The following is a 19,360-nucleotide window of genomic DNA, read 5'->3' as shown; positions in this document are numbered from 1 at the left end:
GATCACGCCACAGGCGACAATAGAAATCGGGCTGGCAGAGCAGACCGACGCGCACAATTGCTTCACAACTCCCTATGATGCTGTCCAAAGGCTTTGAAATTGAAATCTATACCGGAACCCACGATGGGCAAATTGTGGGCCTGTCCGATCGAATTACCGCCAACCTAGATGGCTTTGTGCGCGAACCCGACAGCCGCAACGTGGAATACACCACCGCTCCCCTGTGCAGCTATGAGCGGTTGCTGTGCGATTTGCTCGTTCCTCGGTTGCGCCTGCGCCAATACCTGAAAACCCTAGGCCCCTACACCCTAGTGCCCGGCGGCACATTAGCCCTGGGCGGGAGCGATCGCTTCTACCGATCTGACCCGGCCAACCCCTACCACGCCTACATTGAACGCACCTATGGAACCAAAGTCGTCACCGCCAGCGTTCACATCAACATTGGCATTGCCGATCCAGAACTGTTGATGCGGGCCTGTCGGCTGGTACGGGTAGAAGCGCCGCTTTACTTGGCCCTGAGTGCTTCTTCTCCTTTCTTGGATGGCGAACCAACCGGCTTTCATTCCACTCGCTGGCATCTGTTTCCCCAAACGCCCGATCGAGTGCCCCTGTTTGAAAGCCACGCACACTTCATTCGCTGGACTGAAGAGCAATTGGAGTTGGGAACCATGCAAAATGTTCGCCACCTCTGGAGTTCCGTGCGGCCCAACGGCGATTGCCGACCCTATAACCTAAATCGCTTGGAACTGCGGATTTGTGACCCGGTGATTGATCCCTTGGCCCTGCTGGCGATCACGGCCCTACTGGAGGCTCGGCTGTGCCAATTGATGGACGATCCCAGCTTAGATCCACTGACTGCAAGCCTGTTGCCGGCCGCCACCCGCAATGACGATTTACTGTCGTTGACCCTGGCCAACGAAATGGCCGTCGCTCGCCACAGCTTGGACGCATCCCTACGCCATTGGCAGGATGGCCGCACCATCAAGGCCAGGGATTGGATCGCTCAACTCTATGCAGAATTACGCCCGATCGCCAAAGAGCGCGGGTTTAGCTGCTTCCTGTCACCCTTGCAGCGCATTTTGCGGGAAGGCAACGCTGCTCAACAATGGCTCCAACAGGTGGAAACGGGCCATGGTTGTCAAGCGGTGGTAGCCCAGGCAATTCAAGAGGCCCAGCAGTGGGAACGGGAATTGGCAGACCAAACCTGTCACGGATCATTGGTGGCCTAGGTCGCGGGTGGGGCCAGCCTGGTTAATCGCTCCCATGCATTGCGCTCCCATACATTGCACTCCCATACATTGCGCTTCGGTCGATCGCGCCGATTCGATCTGCATGATTTAGATCAACTCAAATCGAGTCCAATCGAGTCAAATTGGGATGATCAATCAGGATAATCAGCGGTTCGATCGCCAATCTTGCCAGCGCAACTTCAACGACACATAGAGCGGCCACTGGTAATGCTCCAGCACCAACCAGGCGGCCAAAATGAAATGCCCGATCGCCGCTGAAATTAACCACCCTTGGCCAAATCCCACCGATCGGGAGCCGGGTAAAGGGGGAAAGAGGTATTGCGACAAACCAATCAACCCCACCGGCCCGATCGCCAAAATTACGGCCAGCAGCCAAATGGTCGGTGTGAGCGCTTCATTGCTGTAGCGCACCGGTTGCCACGATCGCCCCAACCAACGCCACTGCAAGGGCTGGGTGCTGTCCTCCACCCGCAAAATCCGGGATTGCAAATCCAGCGTGAACAAATGCCGGCAAAAATCGCAGGCCCAGGCATCCTCCATCATCGGCATCGGCTGAATTTGTCCGTGGCGACAAATGGGACAGGGGTGCTGATCGCGATCGTCCAAGGGAGCCAACACCGACCACCCCAACTCCCGAGGCTTGGGCGCTTTGCTGAATCTGGGGGGGCGATCGCCCGATCGCTGAAAATCAAACGCACTCATGGAGTTCCCTCGTCCAAACCAGCCAAATCCTCACCGCTCAGTCTAGCCACGCGATCGCGCTGATCAGCCATCCCTTAAGAAAATTCAAGCCCTCGGGTCTTACCCGATCGCCTCCGGATCAATACCCAACTCCCGCAGCCGCTCCGCCAGGCGATCGGCCCGATCGCGCTCCACCTCCGCCTCGCTGCGATAGCGTTGGCCCTGAGCGTCGTACCAGGTGAGAACTTCCCGATCGAACGGGTCATCCACCAACCGATCGCGCCCAATTCCCAAACCAATTTCCGGCATCCAGCAGGGTTCACCGCTTTGCCGCTGATAGGCCCCATCAACCAGTTTGTAAACCTCAAAGGGATCGTGCCCATCCCGCTGCCAAAACTCGGGGTTATAAATCACGTAATACAACACGCCCAACCCGGCATAGATCGCCATTTTGCTGTCGTATTCCCCGCCCGGTGTGTGGGACACCATCTCCAGGGTCAAAATTGGCGGGATGTTGTTTTCCGTCCAAGTGATGTAGCTACGGCGTGATTTTCCATCCTTGCGGCGATCGACCCCAATGCTCAAAAAGGCATCGGGAATCACCGGCACGCGCGGATTAGAACCCGTGGTGTGATAGATGCCCATATCCCCCGAAAAGAACCAGTCCTCTCGGTGTCGCCAGATGTAGTTCAACAAGAACAACAGCAGGACAATATTGAAATGGTGATCTTCATCATCCAGGGGCGTATCGTCGGAGTCGGGCAACTCGTCAATCGGGGGCAGGGAATCTAGTAATTCTGCCGATAATTCCAAAGACAAGGGCAGCATGGCGCGGCGCTCCTGGCATTGCGGCCTAATGGTTCTATCTTGGCAAAGAGCTGCCCAAAATTCGTCACCCCCATGGGAGGGATTGTATGCCCCCCGATCGCCCTGAAAATTTATCCGCGGAGGGGTCGATCGGCATCCAAGCGGTGGGGGCCAAAGGCGGCGTAACGGGGACGATCGTGATCGAATTGAAGTTGAAGGGATAACGGGCTATGGTGACGTGAAAGCAATGAACAAACCTGGGATAGATGAACGCTGAGGGGCGGAACTGGGCGATCGCGATCGGGGTGAACCAGTACGATCAGTCGCCGTCGTTGAAATATGCCGAACGCGATGCCCAGCAAGATGCTAGATGTTCGTGATTGTGAACCGTGATTGTGAACATTTACCCGATCGCCCCCCTTTGAGACCATTGGGGGTATGGCGCGAGCAGGAAAAGCACTCAAACAAACCTTGCAAGACTACGGCATCAGCCCCCCTTTCAAACCATTGGCGGCTCGCCGTCACCATGGGCATTGCCCGATCGACCGTGCATTATTGGTTCAACGAAACCCAAGATCCCCAAGCCGACGCAATTCCAGCCATCGTGGCAGCCCTAGAGGCGATCGAACCCGCCGCCGCCCGCGCCTTTTTGGAAGCCTACCTAGGGCGATCGCTCACGGATTGGATCACCCCAGACCCGCCATAACCGAATTAGCCCAACTTGCTATGCCTGCTCGCGATCTCGTTCATGATGCTGTTTGCCAAGCCCTGATCAAAGATGGCTGGACAATCACCGACGACCCGCTTTATATCTTGGTTGACGATGTTCGCCTCAGCATCGATCTGGGAGCCGAGCGTATTCTAGGAGCCAGCAAGTCAGGACAAACGATCGCCGTTGAGATCAAATCATTCCTGGGCAATTCTGATCTGTTTGCTTACCATCTCGCTCTCGGACAGTTTTTAAACTATCGATTAGCCCTGAAGCGCACCAACCCCGATCGCACGCTGTATTTAGCCATTTCACAAGATATTTACGAAGAATTTTTTATCAAGTCTTTCATCCAAGATTCGATCGCCGAATACAGCATCAAACTGATCATCATCGACTTGGTTAGTCAGGATATTGTGCTATGGAAGGAATGAACTACAGCCAACTGGTTCAAGACCTACTGAAGCGTCACACCACCAAAGGATTAAGCCGAGGTGAAACCGATCTGCAACTGATTTTTGATACCGAGCGCGATCGCTACCAACTGCTGCACATTGGTTGGGATGGCTCCAAGCGAGTATTTGGCTGTATCATCTACGTCACATTGCAGGACGGCAAAATCTGGATTGAGCGCGATGGAACCGAACTGGGCATCGCCACCGAATTACTCGCCCTCGGTGTTCCAAAAAACGATATCGTGCTGGGTTTTCAATCGCCCTATCGCCGCCGCCTAACCGATTTCGCCGCTGGATGATCGGCGTAACCTGATTAATCCGACTCGATCGCCTCCGGATCAATGCCCAACTCCCGCAAGCGCTCCGCCAGGCGATCGGCTCGTTGCTGGGCTTCGTCAGCTCGCTGGGCCTCGATTGCGGCTCGTTGGCGTTCGGCGGCCGCCCGATCGCGCTCCACCTCCGCTTCACTGCGATAGCGTTGGCCCCGCGCGTCGTACCAGGTGAGGACTTCCCGATCGAACGGGTCATCCACCAACCGATCGCGCCCAATCCCTAAGCCAATTTCCGGCATCCAGCAGGGTTCACCGCTTTGCCGCTGATAGGCCCCATCAACCAGTTTGTAAACCTCAAAGGGATCGTGCCCATCCCGCTGCCAAAACTCGGGGTTATAGATCACGTAATACAACACGCCCAACCCGGCATAGATCGCCATTTTGCTGTCGTATTCCCCGCCCGGCGTGTGGGACACCATCTCCAGGGTCAAAATCGGTGGGATGTTGTTTTCCGTCCAAGTGATGTAGCTGCGGCGTGATTTTCCATCCTTGCGGCGATCGACCCCAATGCTCAAAAAGGCATCGGGAATCACCGGCACGCGCGGATTAGAACCCGTGGTGTGATAGATGCCCATATCCCCCGAAAAGAACCAGTCCTCTCGGTGTCGCCAGATGTAGTTCAACAACATCAACAGCACACCGGGAATGAAATATTGGTCTTCGTTATCCACGGGCGTATCGTCAGAGTCGGGTAGCTCGTCAATCGGGGGCAGGGAATCTAGTAATTCTGCCGATACTTCCAAAGACAAGGGCAGCATGGGGCGGCGCTCCTGGCGATCGGTTGCGGCCTAACAGTCTCCATTCTGGCAAAGGATTTTGGCCAAGGTTGATCCCGGTTTCGATCGCGCCTCGGTTCGGTGGATGGGAAGCCACAGGATAGAATGAAGCCGACAAGATTCTTAACGCGCGATCGGGCGCTGAATCTGTCCCCCGCAAATTCCTTGAGATCCGGGGGGCAAGGGGCTTAAGCCCCTTGTCTGGGCCCCTCAATCTCAAGCGCCAGTCATTGGGCTGGTTCATTCATCCAACTCGGCTGAACGGCCTTCCCGATCGCCCCCTCAGCCACTCGCAGCCGCAACAAGAGACAAGCAACCAAGCAATGGGAAAAGTCGTTGGCATCGATCTCGGTACGACCAACTCCGTCGTGGCCGTCATGGAAGGCGGGAAACCCGTCGTCATTGCCAATGCCGAAGGGATGAGAACCACCCCGTCCGTCGTTGGGTTCAACAAAGATGGCGAAAAGGTGGTGGGGCAACTGGCTCGCCGCCAAACGGTGTTGAATCCGCAAAACACCTTTTATGGTCTAAAGCGGTTTATTGGCCGCAAATACGATGAGCTGTCGCCTTCTTCAAAGCGCGTGCCCTACACGATTCGGCGCAATGAGGAGGGGAATGTGCGGGTGGTGTGCCCCAAGTTGCAGCGAGACTTTCCGGCGGAAGAACTGTCGGCGATGATTTTGCGGAAGCTAGCCGACGAAGCCGAGCGCTATTTGGGCCAGCCCGTGACCGGCGCGGTGATTACGGTTCCGGCTTATTTCAACGATTCCCAGCGGCAGGCCACGCGCGATGCGGGGCGGATTGCCGGGCTGGATGTGAAGCGGATTATTAATGAACCGACGGCGGCGGCCTTGGCCTATGGTCTCGATCGGGCCAGTAGCCAAACGGTGTTGGTGTTTGACCTGGGGGGCGGTACGTTTGATGTGTCCCTGCTGGAAGTGGGTGATGGGGTCTTTGAGGTGAAGGCCACCAGCGGCGACACGCAGTTGGGCGGGAATGATTTCGATCGCAAAATTGTGGATTGGCTAGCGGAGCAGTTCCTAGAAACCGAGGGGCTGGATCTGCGGCGCGATCGCCAATCCCTGCAACGGCTGACGGAAGCGGCGGAAAAGGCCAAGATTGAGCTGTCCGGCGTGGGGGCGACGGAAATTAATTTGCCCTTCATCACCGCCACGGAGGATGGGCCAAAGCATTTGGAAACCCGCCTAACCCGATCGCAGTTTGAGGGCCTTTGCACGGACTTGATCGAACGGATTCGCGCGCCCCTGAAGCGGGCCTTTATGGATGCGGGGTTGCGGCCATCGCAAATCGATGAAGTCGTTTTGGTGGGCGGCTCCACGCGGATTCCCTTTGTGCAAGACGTGGTGCGATCGCTCGTGGGCAAGGAACCGAGCCAAAACGTCAACCCCGATGAGGTGGTGGCCGTGGGCGCGGCGATCCAAGCGGGCATCCTGGGCGGCGAGGTGAAAGATATTTTGCTGCTGGACGTGACACCCCTCTCCTTGGGGCTGGAAACCTCCGGCGGCGTGATGAAAAAGCTGATTCCCCGCAACACGACGATTCCCGTGCGGCGATCGGATATGTTTTCCACCAGCGAAAACAACCAAACTCAGGTGGAAATCCACATCCTGCAAGGGGAGCGGGAAATGGCGGCGAATAACAAATCCCTCGGGAAATTTATCCTCAAGGGCTTGCCGCCCGCGCCGCGTGGTGTGCCCCAAGTGCGCGTGGCCTTTGACATCGATGCGAACGGCATTTTGCAGGTGACGGCCCTGGATATGACCACGGGCCGCGAGCAAAGTGTGATTATCCAGGATGCTTCGACCCTGAACGAGTCTGAGGTGCGCCAGGCGATCGAGGAGGCCCAGCAGTTCGCCGACCAGGATCGATCGCAGCGCGATCGGGTGGACAAACGCAACCGCGCCGAAGCCCTCACTTTCCAAGCGGAACGGCAACTGCGGGAGGCGACCCTCGATTTTGGGATGCAGTTTGTGGAGGTGCATCGGCGGGCGATCGAAAAAACCGTCAAGGCCCTGCGCGAGGCAATCGCCGCCAACAACGACATCGAGATCGATCGCACCCAAGCCGACTTGCAAGACGCGATCTACAACCTGAACCGGGACGTGCGCGATCGCTACGCCGAAGAAGATGACGACAACTTCTTTGGGTCGATTCGGCGCACCTTCCAGGATGGGCGCGACGCGGTATTGGGTGGCGGCGATCGCTACGATCGGGACTACAACTACGGTCGGAATGATTACGGGCGCAACGACTATGGCCGCAACGATTACGGCCGGGGCAGCGACTTAGGACGAGGTGGCGACCCGGGCCGAGGCGATCGGGGTTGGAATGAACCAAACGGTCAGGGCGATCGCCGTCGGGAACCGAGCCGCCCGGCATCGCGCGATCCCTACGATTTGGGCTATGGCGGCGGCTACGGTGGCCCCAGCGATCGCCCCAGCCGGCCCGCCCCTCGGGATGGATCAGGGCGATCAAGCGATCGACGGGAGGCCCGCAACAACGGCAGCAGCCAACCGCGCGATCGGCGATCGACCTACAACGACAATTGGGACGATGAGGACGACTGGTTTTAATGCAAGGGTTGATCGCGAGGCCATGAGTCTCGCGATCAACCTCCAGAAAGCCGCGCTCTGTGGGTCGTCTCAGCGGTAATCAGTGGTAATCAGCGGTGAACGGATCTCACGGCGCTGGGGAATTCGGCTGGGCCGGATTGCTGGCGGCAGATTCAGCCACCTGACAGGTTTGATTAATGGTTTGGATCAGGTTGCGCTCATTGTTGGCGGACTGCTCCAGCGATTGCACTGCAATTTCAGCTAGGTTGCGATCCTTTTGTTGAATGGCGTTCAAAAATTCACGGGTGCTGCGGCTGGTGTCGGTGTAGATATCCGCCAAGCGTGATCGATGGTCTTTTAATTGCGTATCACTGAGCGATAACTTGCCCAAATCCTGGGCAGCCCGATCGAACGATTCAGCAGCACGGCGCATGGCCTCCGGTTTGCCTGTGGCGGCTTCCCGGGCCGTTTCGTTGGCCAAGTTGGCAATGGCCACCAGTTGTTTGCATTGGGCAACTTTGCTTTGGGCGCAACCGGTCAAGACGCAGACAAGGGCGATCGCAGCGGGCAATTTAAGGGCAGGGTTTGACAAAACCATAAACAGCTCAGACCAGGTTTCCCGGCTTGCGAATCGAAGAAACAGTTTCCCAAGCAAAACTTTCAAGGCTGATGCCCGAGGCAGTTCCAGGAATGAGTTCAGAAATCATTTCAGGCATGATCCCAGCGCAAATTCCCGAAAAATTTCGAGTCAGACTGTGCAGCGTGCTGGGCGAATCCTAAAAACAAACTTTAAAAACATTACTGCCAAAAGCCTTGACCTCCAAGGGGACAAATCACCCCGCGATCGCCCGGAGGAGTAACCTTCAGCACCCGTGCGATCATTCCTACGATCGAACGGCAATATCGTTCATGACCCGGCGTTCATCATCCAAAGAGGCCACCCCGCCCGCAATCTTGCCGTAGTGAATTCGGCCCGCCTCTAGCACCGTTTTGCGCAGGGTTTTATCACCGGAGTTCGCCTCAAAAAGCGCCAACAGGGAGCCATAACCCAGGCCGGTTCCTTTGGCATCCTCCTGCACTCGCATCGAGGCCAAAACCTGTTGTTGCAAGCCCATGTCGCCAGGATTCGCCGCCAATTTTTTCAGCAAATCTGCCAAGGATTTACGCAGCATCAACATGTTGAGGAGATCCGCTTCAGCCTTTTGGCGCGCTTCAATTGCCTTGCGTCGATCGCGATCGAGTCCATCAAGCCACTGCAACAGAAAAATCAGCGCCAGGATCAGGATCAACAACACCTCAAAAGACATAACGGGCAACCCTCGGCAACAACAGGACTCAGAGAGATTTCAAAAACAGCAAGCGTTTTGGGCCGTTGCACCATTGGGCAACACCAGATGGCGTAACACAACTGGCTCGATGCTGCCACCAATTTGCCACAAACCACTCGCCAGCGGCCGATCGATTCTGGCTTCCTTGGCGAGTGGGCGCAACTCCCGATCGGGGATCGCTATCAAGGGTGAGATGGTCGATCGATCTCGCCGCGCGGTTTCCTGTCAACGCTCCGAACTTTGATTGAATTCTTAACAAACAGCGCCAAATTTCCCGATCGCCCGGCTGTTTTGGGGTGCGATCACCCTCGGATCCGCCTTTGGGAAAGCCCAAATCGATGAGGGAGTCGAGCAGGCTCTGAATTAAGGGCTGGGCTAGTCTAGGAATTTATATTTTGGTTTTGTTTTTATTTTTATATAAATCAGACCCTAAATTTGATTAATTTGGCTTAAAAACGCATTTATTTGATTTTGATCAGCTTTAAAACCATTTTTTGAATTTAGGGTCAGCTTCAAGGCGGCTGGCGCGGCCGGACAAAATTAGCCTTGCTTTCCTTTCGGGAAAAATCTGCTGATAATGCCATCGGTGGGGCAACCAACCGCGATCGCTCCAGGGCTGCCCACCCCCAACTCAGTTTTTTGGCTGCATTCCCGATTTCCGTTACCGCTGAGCTTCATTCGCGATTAATCCCATTCCCGATCGGCCCCCTACTCAGGCTTCAATGCTCCGGTTTTGATTTTTGCCATCTCGCTCATTTCGATCGCCCTCGGTCTGCCAGTTCAGGACTCGGGCAGCTCACCGAAATTGGCGAAGCTTAAGCGAGATTGACCCAACTTGACTGAGATTGACTGAGCTTGACTGAGACTGACCGAGATTAATGGAGATTGACCGAGACTAAATCCCCGTTGCATTCCTGCTCCAGTCCTGTTCCAACCAGATTTCCCCAGAGGACTCCCCCCGTGAAACTCGCTGTCTATGGCAAAGGTGGCATCGGCAAATCCACCACCAGTTGCAACATCTCCGTGGCCCTCGCCCGTCGTGGCAAAAAAGTGCTGCAAATTGGCTGCGATCCGAAACACGACAGCACCTTCACGCTCACGGGCTACCTGATTCCCACGATCATCGACACCCTGCAAGCCAAGAGCTATCACTACGAAGACGTTTGGCCCGATGACGTGATCCACAAGGGCTATGGCGGCGTGCATTGCGTGGAAGCGGGCGGGCCGCCGGCCGGTGCGGGCTGCGGGGGCTACGTGGTGGGCGAAACGGTGAAGCTGCTGCGGGAATTGAATGCCTTTGATGAGTACGACGTGATTTTGTTCGACGTGCTGGGCGATGTGGTTTGCGGCGGCTTTGCGGCTCCCTTGAACTATGCGGACTACTGCGTGATCGTCACGGACAACGGCTTTGATGCGCTGTTTGCGGCTAATCGGATTGCGGCTTCGGTGCGCGAAAAGGCGCGGACGCACAAGCTGCGGCTGGCGGGCTTGATTGGCAACCGGACTTCCAAGCGGGATCTGATTGATAAATATGTCAGCGCCGTGCCGATGCCGGTGCTGGAGATTTTGCCGCTGATTGAAGATATTCGCGTGTCGCGGGTGAAGGGCAAAACGCTGTTTGAGATGGCGGAGTCTGACCCGTCGTTGCTGCCGGTTTGTGACTATTACCTGAACATTGCCGATCAACTGTTGGCGATGCCGGAGGGCGTGGTTCCCGATGGATCGCCCGATCGGGAGTTGTTCTCGATGCTGTCGGACTTCTATCTGAACCCGCAAGAACCAAAGACGACGGAACCCGAACCCGAATTGATGATGGTGTAAGGGCGGAACCCAAGTCCAGACAAGGGGCTTAAGCCCCTTGCTCCCAACGATGGACGATCGGTTGGGCGATCGACAAAAACAGGGCAAAACGTAGGGGCGCACAGCGGTGCGCCCTCCGCCCGAGGCCCCACAATTCCCCTGCAACCGCTGCGCCCGGATAGGGATTAATCAGGTAGGCTCGATCGAGGTTTGATATCTCCAAAGTCCACCGATCTTCCGCCCTATGAACGTTGAACAGTTGCGCCGATCAATCCGTCAAAAGTGGCTGGACTATTACCGCGATAACCGTTCCTGGTTGGCCCGCATGGCCATTTGGACAGAAAGCGAGTTGGGCCACCGCCGCCCCCTATCGAGTTTTTTGTTGGCGACAGCGACGGTGCTGGAACCACGAGTGACGGAGTTGATGCCGCTGTTGGTGGATCTCAGCAGCGATCCCGATCGGGTGATCGAAGCGCTGGGGCTGGACTTTGACCCCGATCGGGAATTGGAGTTAGCCGCCAAGGCCGCCGCCCGCGAACGCCGCAACCGTCCCGCCATCCTGTTACCCGCCAGCGATCCTGCGCCGATCGAGTTTGCCCAACCCCCGATCGAACAGTTTGAGGAAACCGACTGCAATGGCCGCACCCGTGATGCTGAACGGATTCCCATTTGGGAGCGATCGACTTTTTAAGTTCAGCGAAATTCAGCGAAATTCAGGGTTCGATCGTGGTCAGGGTAGCGGGTTTCATTTCAACCAAACATCCAAGTAGGAACGTAAGGCTCGTCGTCAATCGCCCAAACCCCTGATTCCACCGTTAGCGGATCGTGGGAACAAGGGGCTTAAGCATCTTGTTACGAGGATTGGGGCATGGACAAGCAACTGTTTCAGCTTGCATCCAAAAAATGACGACAATCCCTACGATTTATCCCCCAAAACTCAACCGTTTTACCTGTGAGGAACAGCCAATGACCGCCACGATCGAACCCAACACCCCCGCCCTCCAATTCGACTGCGAAACGGGCAATTATCACACCTTTTGCCCAATCAGTTGCGTCGCTTGGCTCTATCAAAAAATCGAAGATAGTTTCTTCTTAGTGATTGGCACGAAAACTTGTGGCTATTTCTTGCAAAATGCCATGGGTGTGATGATTTTTGCGGAGCCGCGCTATGCCATGGCGGAACTCGAAGAAGGGGATATTTCTGCCCAATTGAATGACTACGCAGAACTGAAGCGACTCTGTGAAGATATCAAGCGCGATCGCAACCCTTCGGTGATTGTTTGGATTGGCACTTGCACCACCGAAATCATTAAGATGGATCTGGAAGGAATCGCCCCCAAACTGGAAGCAGAAATCGGCATCCCGATCGTGGTGGCCCGCGCCAATGGGCTGGATTATGCCTTTACCCAAGGGGAAGATACGGTGCTGGCGGCCATGGTGCAGCGCTGCCCCGATGCCACCCAACAAACCCCCGCCGCCGCAGACGATCGCAACGCCATTCAAAAGTTGCTGAACTTTGGCAAAAAGAAAGAAGAAATCCAAGAAGACGAAGCGGGCTATGTGAACCATCAACCGCTGGTATTGTTTGGCTCAGTGCCTGACCCGGTCGTCACGCAATTGACCCTCGAACTGAAGCGCCAAGGGATTAAATTGGCCGGCTGGTTGCCCGCCAAACGCTACACAGAATTGCCCGCCCTCGCCGAAGGCTACTATGCATCCGGGGTGAATCCGTTCCTCTCGCGCACGGCCACGGCCTTCATGCGGCGGCGGAAGTGCAAATTGATTGGCGCACCCTTCCCGATCGGTCCCGACGGGACTCGTGCTTGGATCGAAAAAATCTGTGCTGTGTTGGGCATTGAACCCCAAGGACTGGCCGAGCGAGAAGCACAAATTTGGCAGAGCGTGGAAGACTATGTGCAACTGATTCGCGGCAAGTCGATTTTCTTCATGGGTGACAATTTGCTCGAAGTTTCCATGGCGCGGTTCCTGATTCGTTGTGGAGCAACCGTGCCGGAAATTGGCATTCCCTACATGGACAAGCGCTACCAAGGGGCCGAGCTGGATTTGTTGACCAAAACTTGTCAGGAAATGGGAGTGGAATTGCCCCGGATTGTTGAAAAGCCGGACAACTACAATCAAATTCAGCGCATCTATGATTTGCAGCCAGATTTGGTGATTACCGGCATGGCCCACGCCAATCCCTTGGAAGCACGCGGCATTAATACCAAATGGTCAGTAGAGTTTACCTTTGCGCAAATTCACGGCTTTGGCAGCACCCGCGACATTTTGGAATTGGTGACGCGCCCCCTCCGTCGTAATGGCGCACTGAAGGAGTTGGGCTGGGACAAATTAGTCCGAGAAACCACTTCCGTGTAAATCCAAACGGCTCCTCAATTCATTTGCAACAGTTCGCTGCACGATCGCCCTTGGCCAGAGGCTCCCAGGTTAGGATCTTGATTCGACTCGATCCGAGCGATCGCCCCGCGCCCGCAGGAGGACTACCCCCATGAGTGACCAAATGAAATGGGTCAGCGCCGTTTCCAAGCAACCATCCCTAGAAGCGGCCATTGATGAGGTCAGCCAGCGTGTTTTAGCGACTTTGGGACAACCGCCAGATTTGTTGCTGGTCTTCATCTCGTCGGCCTTTAGCAGCGAATATGCACGGCTGATGCCCCTGCTGCGCGATCGCCTGCCTGCTCGGGCCATGGCGGGCTGTGGGGGCAGCGGCGTTGTGGGCAACCTGGATCCGCAACAGGTGGAAGAGGTGGAAGATGATCCGGCCCTCTGCGTGATGGCCGCTCGGTTACCGAACGTCACCATCCACACCTTTCACCTCGATCGCGAGGCCCTGCCCGATTTGGATGGGCCGCCCCAACCCTGGATTGAGGCGATCGGGGCGGATCCCGCCACAAACCCTAACTTTTTGGTCTTTGCGGATCCGGGGTTGGTGCAAATGAACGACCTGCTGCAAGGGCTGGACTATGCCTATCCCGGCTCCGTGACCGTGGGCGGCTTGGCCAGCGGGGACTCCTTTCGGGAAAGCAAGCAACTCTTTGCGGACTATCAGGCCTATCGATCGGGCGCGGTGGGGGTGGCCCTCAGTGGCGATATGGTGATTGAGCCGATTGTGGCCCAAGGTTGCCGCCCGATCGGTCAGCCCCTGTGGGTCACGGAATGCGAGCGCAACATCGTGATGCAAGTGTCGATTCAGATGGATCAAGACACGATCGCCGACAAACCCCAAGCCCCCCTCAAGGCCCTGCGGCAACTGATTGAAGAACTCAGCGACAAGGATCGCGAACTGGCGCAATATTCCCTTTTTGTGGGTTTGGCCCGCGATGCCTTTCGCCAAACCCTGGAACCCGGCGATTTCCTGATTCGCAACCTGTTGGGGGTGGATCCCAGCGGCGGCGCGATCGCGATCGGCGATCGAATCCGCCGGGGCCAACGGATTCAGTTTCATTTGCGAGATGCGGACACCTCCGCCGAAGACCTACGCGCCCTGTTGGAACGGTATTTGCGCGATCGCCCATCGGAACAGCCCGACCCGATCGGGGCCTTGATGTTTGCCTGCGTGGGTCGTGGCCAAGGGCTTTATAACAAAGCCAATTTTGATTCCTGCCTGTTGCAAAAATATCTGGGTCTGATGCCTGTGGCGGGCTTTTTCTGCAACGGCGAAATTGGCCCCGTGGGTGGCACAACCTTTATTCACGGTTACACCTCCGTTTTTGCCCTGTTTCGCCCCAAAGCCTAGGGAATCACCGCCCCGATCGCCCTGCCAGTGCCACAACGCCACAGGAACACGCTTGCCCTTCGCCTGAATCGACGGCAATGTGGTGGGCCGCAAAATTGACCGCAGCGTTGGGATTGTGGGTCTCTCTTGGAGAAGGTTGTTAGCGCGATCGACGGCGACCACCTGACCAAGGCGGCGGCCCCGATCGCCCTCGCAATTGCACCGTTTCTCCGTTGGCTAATTGCACCCAAAATGCATCTAATTCGCCATCATCCAACTCGCCTTCAACGGTGAGCTGATCGCCCACAGAAACGGGCAAATTTCGCCACCAACGCGGCCCCGCATCCACGCGATATTGCCGGCCATTGGCTTCCACAATCCATTCATTTTCGTCCCGCTCGCCAAAGCGAATCACCCGGCCCGAAATGCGGATGATGGGTTCATCATCGTCGTCATCATCCCAGTCGTCATCATCATCCTTGGCTCGATCGGGCGCACTAATCAAGCGCTCAGCAGGCCGTTGACCCATGGCTGAATTCTGGAAGGATTGCCGTTGATCCAGGGAAGATTCCGCCAGCGATCGAGCCAGGGCCGCTTCTGGCAAAACCATCAAGGCTATGAGCGCACCAACGGCAAAACCCTGTAGTTGTTTAAGGTTATTCATCACCATGCTCAAGAAATTTCAAGAACAACACACCTGATTCGGGGGCTGAAGTTGCTGAAACATCGCCCTTTTCAGGCTAGGTAGAAAAAATGACGATGAACAATCCAGCGATCGCTTGAAAATCTGTCCACTGGGGTCACACAACGGCGATCGACTTTGTGCGGCAAATCTTTTGAGTAGCCCCAACGGATTCCATTACCCAACCGATCAACCCAGCCAGGAGGTCTAGTCCCGTAGGTTGGGTTGAGCTTTACGAAACCCAACTCGATCACCACAAGCCTTGCTGCTATTGGGTTTTGCACCTTAACCCAACCTACCAGATGATCGTTGATTAGCCCATCTTGATCAGATGGGGTTGAATTCCTGCAAGGGGTCGAATTACCCAACCGATCAACCCAGCCAGGGGGTTTAGAACCTGTCGTCATTTCGCCTGACCCCCTAGATCTGCCGTTAGCGGATCGTGAGGGAAAAGGGGCTTAAGCCGCTTGTTACAACCATTGGGACAAGGAAAATCAGTCGCTTCAGCCTCACCTTAAAAAATGATGCCTCCCCCTAAACCCCCCTGACCCAAATTCTTGATCTCGCGATCGATAAACTTGATCGATATTCGGCAAGACACAATCGGCATATTTCAAATGAAATCAAACCAAAAAAGTAAACCGATCATCAAAGATCTTTCTGAATTTATCTTGGATAATCAAATTTTCGTTTTAGTGTGCTTGTTGGATTTTCAAATCATTCTGAAGTTAAGCAAATATTTATTCAAAAATAAGTAATTTATCAGTTTACCAAAATCAAAAATTTCTAGACATAATTGAACGTGAAAACTATTGAATGAAAATCGAGTCCTAACATAGTCTTAACCCAAATTCATCATTGTCTTAGCCTGGCCATGCAAGAGTGCCCATTGGGTCATTTCCAGCACGGTTAACTCAAAGTTAAGGGTTGCAAATCATGGTTTATAAGCTACAAATTCTGCACGGTTCAGACTTTGAGGCTGGCATTCCTGCGCTGGATGATGCTGTGGGGTTCTCAACGGTAGTCAATGCCCTGCGCGATGACGTTCCCAACACCCTCACGCTGTCTTCTGGTGATAATTACATCCCCGGCCCCTTCTTCTCTTCAGGGAGCGATACGGCCCTCCGCAGTGTTTTGGGCCGTGAAGGGGTGGGCCGCGCTGACATTGCGATCCTGAATGCCATTGGGATCCAGGCATCTGTTTTCGGTAACCATGAATTTGACCAAGGCACTTCCACGATCGATTCCTTGCTCACACCCGGCCAAGGCTATGCCGGAGCGCGGTTTCCCTATCTGAGTGCCAACCTGAACTTTGCCAACGACAGCGCCCTTCGCGATAACGTTGTGCCCGATGGCCAGGACTTCACCACCGTCACCAGCGACGATCGCGCGGGCAAGATTGCCAAGTCGGTGGTGTTGACCGTTGGCGGCGAACGGATCGGCATTGTCGGGGCCACCACCCCCACCTTGGCCCGCATTTCTTCCCCTGGCTCCGGCGTGGGCATCACGCCCGGCAGCTTTGGCAACACCCCCAGCGCCGCTGAACTGGATGCCTTGGCAGCGGAAATTCAACCCGCCGTGAATGCCCTGACGGCTACGGGGATTAACAAGGTGGTGGTGTTGGCCCACATGCAGCAGCTCGAAATTGAGCGCGAACTGGCCAAACGACTGCGGGATGTGGATGTGTTGATTGCGGGTGGGTCTCACACCCTGTTGGCCGATGAGGGCGATCGGCTGCGCCCCGGTGATACCCGTGCTTCTGGCCTTGCCTACCCGATCATTGAGACTTCGCCCACGGGGCCCGTGGCCGTCCTGAACACCGCTGCCAACTATCGTTACGTCGGTCGCTTGGTGGCGGATTTTGACGATGCGGGCCAGTTAATTCCCAGCAGCCTCAACCCCTCGCTGAATGGGGCCTACGCCACCGATAGCGCCAGTGTGCAAGCCCTGACGGCCAACAACCCTGGCCAGCCGAGTCCCCAGGTTACGGCAGTCACCACGGCCCTGCGAAATCTGATCAATACCAAAGATGGCAACTTGTTTGGCCGCGCGTCGGTGTACCTCGAAGGCAACCGCGATTTTGTGCGCACCCAAGAAACCAACCTGGGGAACCTGACGGCGGATGCGAACTTGGCGGCGGCTCGCAAGGTCGATCCCAGCGCGGTGATTTCGATTAAGAACGGTGGTGGGATTCGCGATGCGATCGGGGCGATCGCTGGTGGCGGTGGGCAAGTGGGCGGCCAGGTGGAGCGCTTGCCCGTGCCTGCCAACCCTGCGGCCAACAAGCAAACGGGACAAATTTCCCAGCTTGATATCGAAAACTCCCTGCGCTTTAACAACACCCTGAGTTTGGTGACGCTGACAGCCACTCAACTGAAGGAAATTTTGGAGCATGGGGTGGCCGGATCGGGGCCGGGGCGCACGCCGGGTCAGTTTCCCCAAGTGGGTGGGGTGGCCTTCAGCTTTGACCTCACCAAGCCGGTTAACCAACGGGTTCAGTCGATCGCCCTGCGCGACGAAAACGACAACATCACCGATTTCATTGTTCGCAACGGACAAGTGGTGGGTGATGCCAATCGGACGTTTCGGGTGGTGACGCTGAATTTCCTAGCAGGCACCAGCACCCAGGAGGCGGGCGGCGACAACTACCCCTTCCCCAAGTTTGCCCGGGAGAATGCAGCTCGCTATAACCAAGTGAATTTGGTGCCCGCAGGCACAACGGCCACGTTCACCACCGCTGGCAGCGAGCAAAAAGCATTGGCAGACTATCTACGCGAAGTGGGCACGTTCACTGCGCCAGACACCTCGATCGCGGACGATCGCCGCATTCAAAACCTGTCTGGCCGGGCGGATGAGGTGTTGCGGGCCAGCTTCTTTGCCCTCAGCAGCCGGGACGATTCATACACCTTGGCCGCCGGGGCGATCGAGGGTACAGGGGGTGTGTTGGGCATGAACGGCAACGACATCCTCACTGGCTCAGCAGGCGCAGATTTCCTGGCAGGTAATCAGGGAGCGGATTTGCTCAATGGTGGCGATGGTGACGATCGCCTGTTTGGGGGACGCGGCAACGACACCCTGTTAGGCGGCAATGGCAATGACCTGCTGGCAGGGGATTTGGCCACAGACGTGCTAACCGGCGGCGCAGGGAACGATACCTTTGTGCTGCGGCGCAACGGCCCGGGTCAGTCCCCGGATGTGGTGACGGATTTCACGCTGGGGGCCTCGGGGGGCGATCGCCTGGCCCTGACGGATGGTGTCCGGTTCAGCGATCTGGTGATTACTCAACAGGGCGCGAACACCCAACTGGCCCTGCGGGATGGCGGCGTACTGGCCATCTTGCAGAATGTCACCGCCAGCGTCATCACCCAAAGCGCGTTTATCTAGTGGTTGGCTCCCGGCTGAGTCAGTGAGCCACGGGGCGCTACTAACCACTCAAAGATGATTGATGAGGAGTGGGTCGTCAAATTCCTAATTTTGGGAGATCGATCGACCTCGCTCCTCATCGCTTTTTAGGCTGAAAATCATGTTTAGGGCAGGGTTCACAGGTTAAACCGGCGATCGAACCGTAAATCGAGGCGATCGCGCTTGCGGGCATTGCAACTGCGACAAAGGGTATGCAAGTTGCTGATGTCGTTGGAACCACCAGCGGCGAGGGATTTGATGTGGTCAATTTCTAGGCGATCGCGGCTGCCACAACTTTGGCATTGGTGATTATCGCGATCGAGCACAAATTGTCGAACGGCTGGATCGATTTTGATGCGGGGAGTTTTAGCCATTTGCTATTCCTCTGCCAATCGCCGAATTTCATCTAACGGAGAATTAGCCGGTTCAATGCTGGCTTCTAGCAAGGGCAATTCTGACGTTTCTGGTTCTGGTTCTGGTTCATCGGGACAAAACTCGATCGATAATCTCAACCGCCCCGACTGCCACCCCTTTTTTCCAAATCGTAAAGCGCCTCCTCTGATACCTTCTGTAGAAAACCATGAACGGCGGTTGGAGTTCCACTCAATAGTGGATATGTTATAGCCAGAATAGTGTTGCAGTGCATTGGCAATAACCTGTAAGAACTCTTGAACTGTAGAGGTTGGGTTTTTTAAGCCAATTTGATACAGCCCTTGCCGCAATCACCAGGTACAATAACAGCACTTAGTAAACCAGTTTCTCAGGCACTGTAAATCCACTAGTCGGGCTGCTAGTCTCGTTAATTGTTCCAACACCTCTATAGTTTCTGTTC

The 19,360-nt window shown here is 55.8% G+C and carries 20 protein-coding genes and 1 pseudogene; 10 read left to right on the top strand and 11 right to left on the bottom strand.

Going from position 1 to position 19,360, the window contains the following annotated elements; genetic code table 11:
• The first annotated feature begins 74 nt into the window (after positions 1–74).
• On the top strand, positions 75–1,229 hold the full coding sequence (gene gshA, locus VPK24_RS03425) for a glutamate--cysteine ligase (RefSeq protein WP_393010727.1): 1,155 nt from the start codon (positions 75–77) through the stop codon (positions 1,227–1,229).
• A 165-nt stretch (positions 1,230–1,394) separates the two neighbouring features.
• Here gshA and VPK24_RS03420 read toward each other — a convergent pair whose 3' ends face one another.
• Positions 1,395–1,952, bottom strand: coding sequence for a hypothetical protein (locus VPK24_RS03420; RefSeq protein WP_393010725.1), 558 nt, complete (start codon positions 1,950–1,952; stop codon positions 1,395–1,397).
• 99 nt (positions 1,953–2,051) lie between these two features.
• On the bottom strand, positions 2,052–2,759 hold the full coding sequence (locus VPK24_RS03415; RefSeq protein WP_393010723.1) for a Uma2 family endonuclease: 708 nt from the start codon (positions 2,757–2,759) through the stop codon (positions 2,052–2,054).
• 505 nt (positions 2,760–3,264) lie between these two features.
• Here VPK24_RS03415 and VPK24_RS03410 point away from each other — a divergent pair.
• From VPK24_RS03410 to VPK24_RS03400, 3 genes are read left to right on the top strand one after another with little or no spacing between them, the layout of a single operon-like run.
• Entirely contained in the window at positions 3,265–3,444 is a 180-nt protein-coding gene (locus VPK24_RS03410; protein ID WP_242026240.1) for a hypothetical protein, read from the top strand.
• A 20-nt stretch (positions 3,445–3,464) separates the two neighbouring features.
• Entirely contained in the window at positions 3,465–3,881 is a 417-nt protein-coding gene (locus tag VPK24_RS03405; protein ID WP_393010721.1) for a XisH family protein, read from the top strand.
• Positions 3,869–4,201, top strand: coding sequence for a XisI protein (locus tag VPK24_RS03400; protein ID WP_393010719.1), 333 nt, complete (start codon positions 3,869–3,871; stop codon positions 4,199–4,201). Before VPK24_RS03405 ends, VPK24_RS03400 begins: the two co-directional genes overlap by 13 nt.
• 14 nt (positions 4,202–4,215) lie before the next feature.
• On the opposite strand, the gene VPK24_RS03395 is transcribed toward VPK24_RS03400, so the two are convergent.
• Positions 4,216–4,992, bottom strand: a complete 777-nt coding sequence (locus VPK24_RS03395) for a Uma2 family endonuclease (RefSeq protein WP_393010717.1) — start codon at positions 4,990–4,992, stop codon at positions 4,216–4,218.
• Positions 4,993–5,333: 341 nt separating this feature from the next.
• On the opposite strand from VPK24_RS03395, the gene dnaK reads away from it, so the two are divergent.
• The gene (gene dnaK / locus VPK24_RS03390; RefSeq protein WP_393010715.1) at positions 5,334–7,604 is read left to right on the top strand and encodes a molecular chaperone DnaK; all 2,271 of its coding nucleotides are present in this window, start codon (positions 5,334–5,336) and stop codon (positions 7,602–7,604) included.
• 106 nt (positions 7,605–7,710) lie between these two features.
• On the opposite strand, the gene VPK24_RS03385 is transcribed toward dnaK, so the two are convergent.
• The 3 genes from VPK24_RS03385 to VPK24_RS03375 form a co-directional block, all read right to left on the bottom strand.
• Complete coding sequence (locus tag VPK24_RS03385; protein ID WP_393010713.1) at positions 7,711–8,181, bottom strand: hypothetical protein; 471 nt, start codon at positions 8,179–8,181, stop codon at positions 7,711–7,713.
• 286 nt (positions 8,182–8,467) lie between these two features.
• Complete coding sequence (locus VPK24_RS03380) at positions 8,468–8,899, bottom strand: hypothetical protein (RefSeq protein ID WP_393010711.1); 432 nt, start codon at positions 8,897–8,899, stop codon at positions 8,468–8,470.
• A gap of 30 nt (positions 8,900–8,929) precedes the next feature.
• Positions 8,930–9,097, bottom strand: coding sequence for a hypothetical protein (locus VPK24_RS03375; protein ID WP_393010709.1), 168 nt, complete (start codon positions 9,095–9,097; stop codon positions 8,930–8,932).
• 774 nt (positions 9,098–9,871) lie between these two features.
• Here VPK24_RS03375 and bchL point away from each other — a divergent pair.
• Positions 9,872–10,732 (top strand): ferredoxin:protochlorophyllide reductase (ATP-dependent) iron-sulfur ATP-binding protein, encoded by an 861-nt coding sequence (gene bchL, locus VPK24_RS03370; protein WP_099533688.1) that lies wholly within the window; start codon positions 9,872–9,874, stop codon positions 10,730–10,732.
• A 28-nt stretch (positions 10,733–10,760) separates the two neighbouring features.
• Here bchL and VPK24_RS03365 read toward each other — a convergent pair whose 3' ends face one another.
• Positions 10,761–10,934: a hypothetical protein gene (locus VPK24_RS03365; RefSeq protein WP_393010707.1), complete on the bottom strand. Its 174-nt coding sequence runs from the start codon at positions 10,932–10,934 to the stop codon at positions 10,761–10,763.
• A gap of 21 nt (positions 10,935–10,955) precedes the next feature.
• On the opposite strand from VPK24_RS03365, the gene VPK24_RS03360 reads away from it, so the two are divergent.
• The 3 genes from VPK24_RS03360 (at position 10,956) to VPK24_RS03350 (ending at position 14,465) form a co-directional block, all read left to right on the top strand.
• Positions 10,956–11,402 (top strand): DUF5331 domain-containing protein, encoded by a 447-nt coding sequence (locus VPK24_RS03360; protein ID WP_393010705.1) that lies wholly within the window; start codon positions 10,956–10,958, stop codon positions 11,400–11,402.
• A gap of 275 nt (positions 11,403–11,677) precedes the next feature.
• Positions 11,678–13,087, top strand: coding sequence for a ferredoxin:protochlorophyllide reductase (ATP-dependent) subunit N (locus VPK24_RS03355; RefSeq protein WP_190532243.1), 1,410 nt, complete (start codon positions 11,678–11,680; stop codon positions 13,085–13,087).
• Positions 13,088–13,217: 130 nt separating this feature from the next.
• Positions 13,218–14,465 carry an FIST signal transduction protein gene (locus VPK24_RS03350; RefSeq protein WP_393010703.1) on the top strand — a complete coding sequence of 416 codons (1,248 nt, stop codon included), beginning with the start codon at positions 13,218–13,220 and terminating at the stop codon, positions 14,463–14,465.
• 139 nt (positions 14,466–14,604) lie between these two features.
• On the opposite strand, the gene VPK24_RS03345 is transcribed toward VPK24_RS03350, so the two are convergent.
• The gene (locus tag VPK24_RS03345; protein WP_393010701.1) at positions 14,605–15,108 is read right to left on the bottom strand and encodes a hypothetical protein; all 504 of its coding nucleotides are present in this window, start codon (positions 15,106–15,108) and stop codon (positions 14,605–14,607) included.
• 954 nt (positions 15,109–16,062) lie between these two features.
• Between VPK24_RS03345 and VPK24_RS03340 the strand changes: the two genes are divergently transcribed.
• Entirely contained in the window at positions 16,063–18,510 is a 2,448-nt protein-coding gene (locus VPK24_RS03340; protein ID WP_393010699.1) for a 5'-nucleotidase C-terminal domain-containing protein, read from the top strand.
• Positions 18,511–18,665: 155 nt separating this feature from the next.
• Here the strand turns inward: VPK24_RS03340 and VPK24_RS03335 are convergent, their stop codons facing one another.
• The 3 genes and pseudogenes from VPK24_RS03335 to VPK24_RS03325 form a co-directional block, all read right to left on the bottom strand.
• A complete protein-coding gene (locus VPK24_RS03335) occupies positions 18,666–18,902 on the bottom strand; it encodes an HNH endonuclease (protein WP_393010697.1) in 237 nt (78 codons plus the stop codon).
• Between the two features lie 3 nt (positions 18,903–18,905).
• A complete protein-coding gene (locus tag VPK24_RS03330; protein ID WP_393010695.1) occupies positions 18,906–19,250 on the bottom strand; it encodes a KGK domain-containing protein in 345 nt (114 codons plus the stop codon).
• Positions 19,251–19,360 (bottom strand): annotated as a pseudogene (locus VPK24_RS03325) (IS630-like element ISAtsp7 family transposase); the annotation flags it as partial.

Origin of the sequence: Limnothrix redekei LRLZ20PSL1 (genome assembly GCF_043235035.1) — a bacterium.
In the GTDB taxonomy this organism is placed as follows: domain Bacteria; phylum Cyanobacteriota; class Cyanobacteriia; order CACIAM-69d; family CACIAM-69d; genus CACIAM-69d.
Note: the sequence above shows the minus strand (reverse complement) of the source record. Positions and strands in the feature narration are given on the sequence as shown.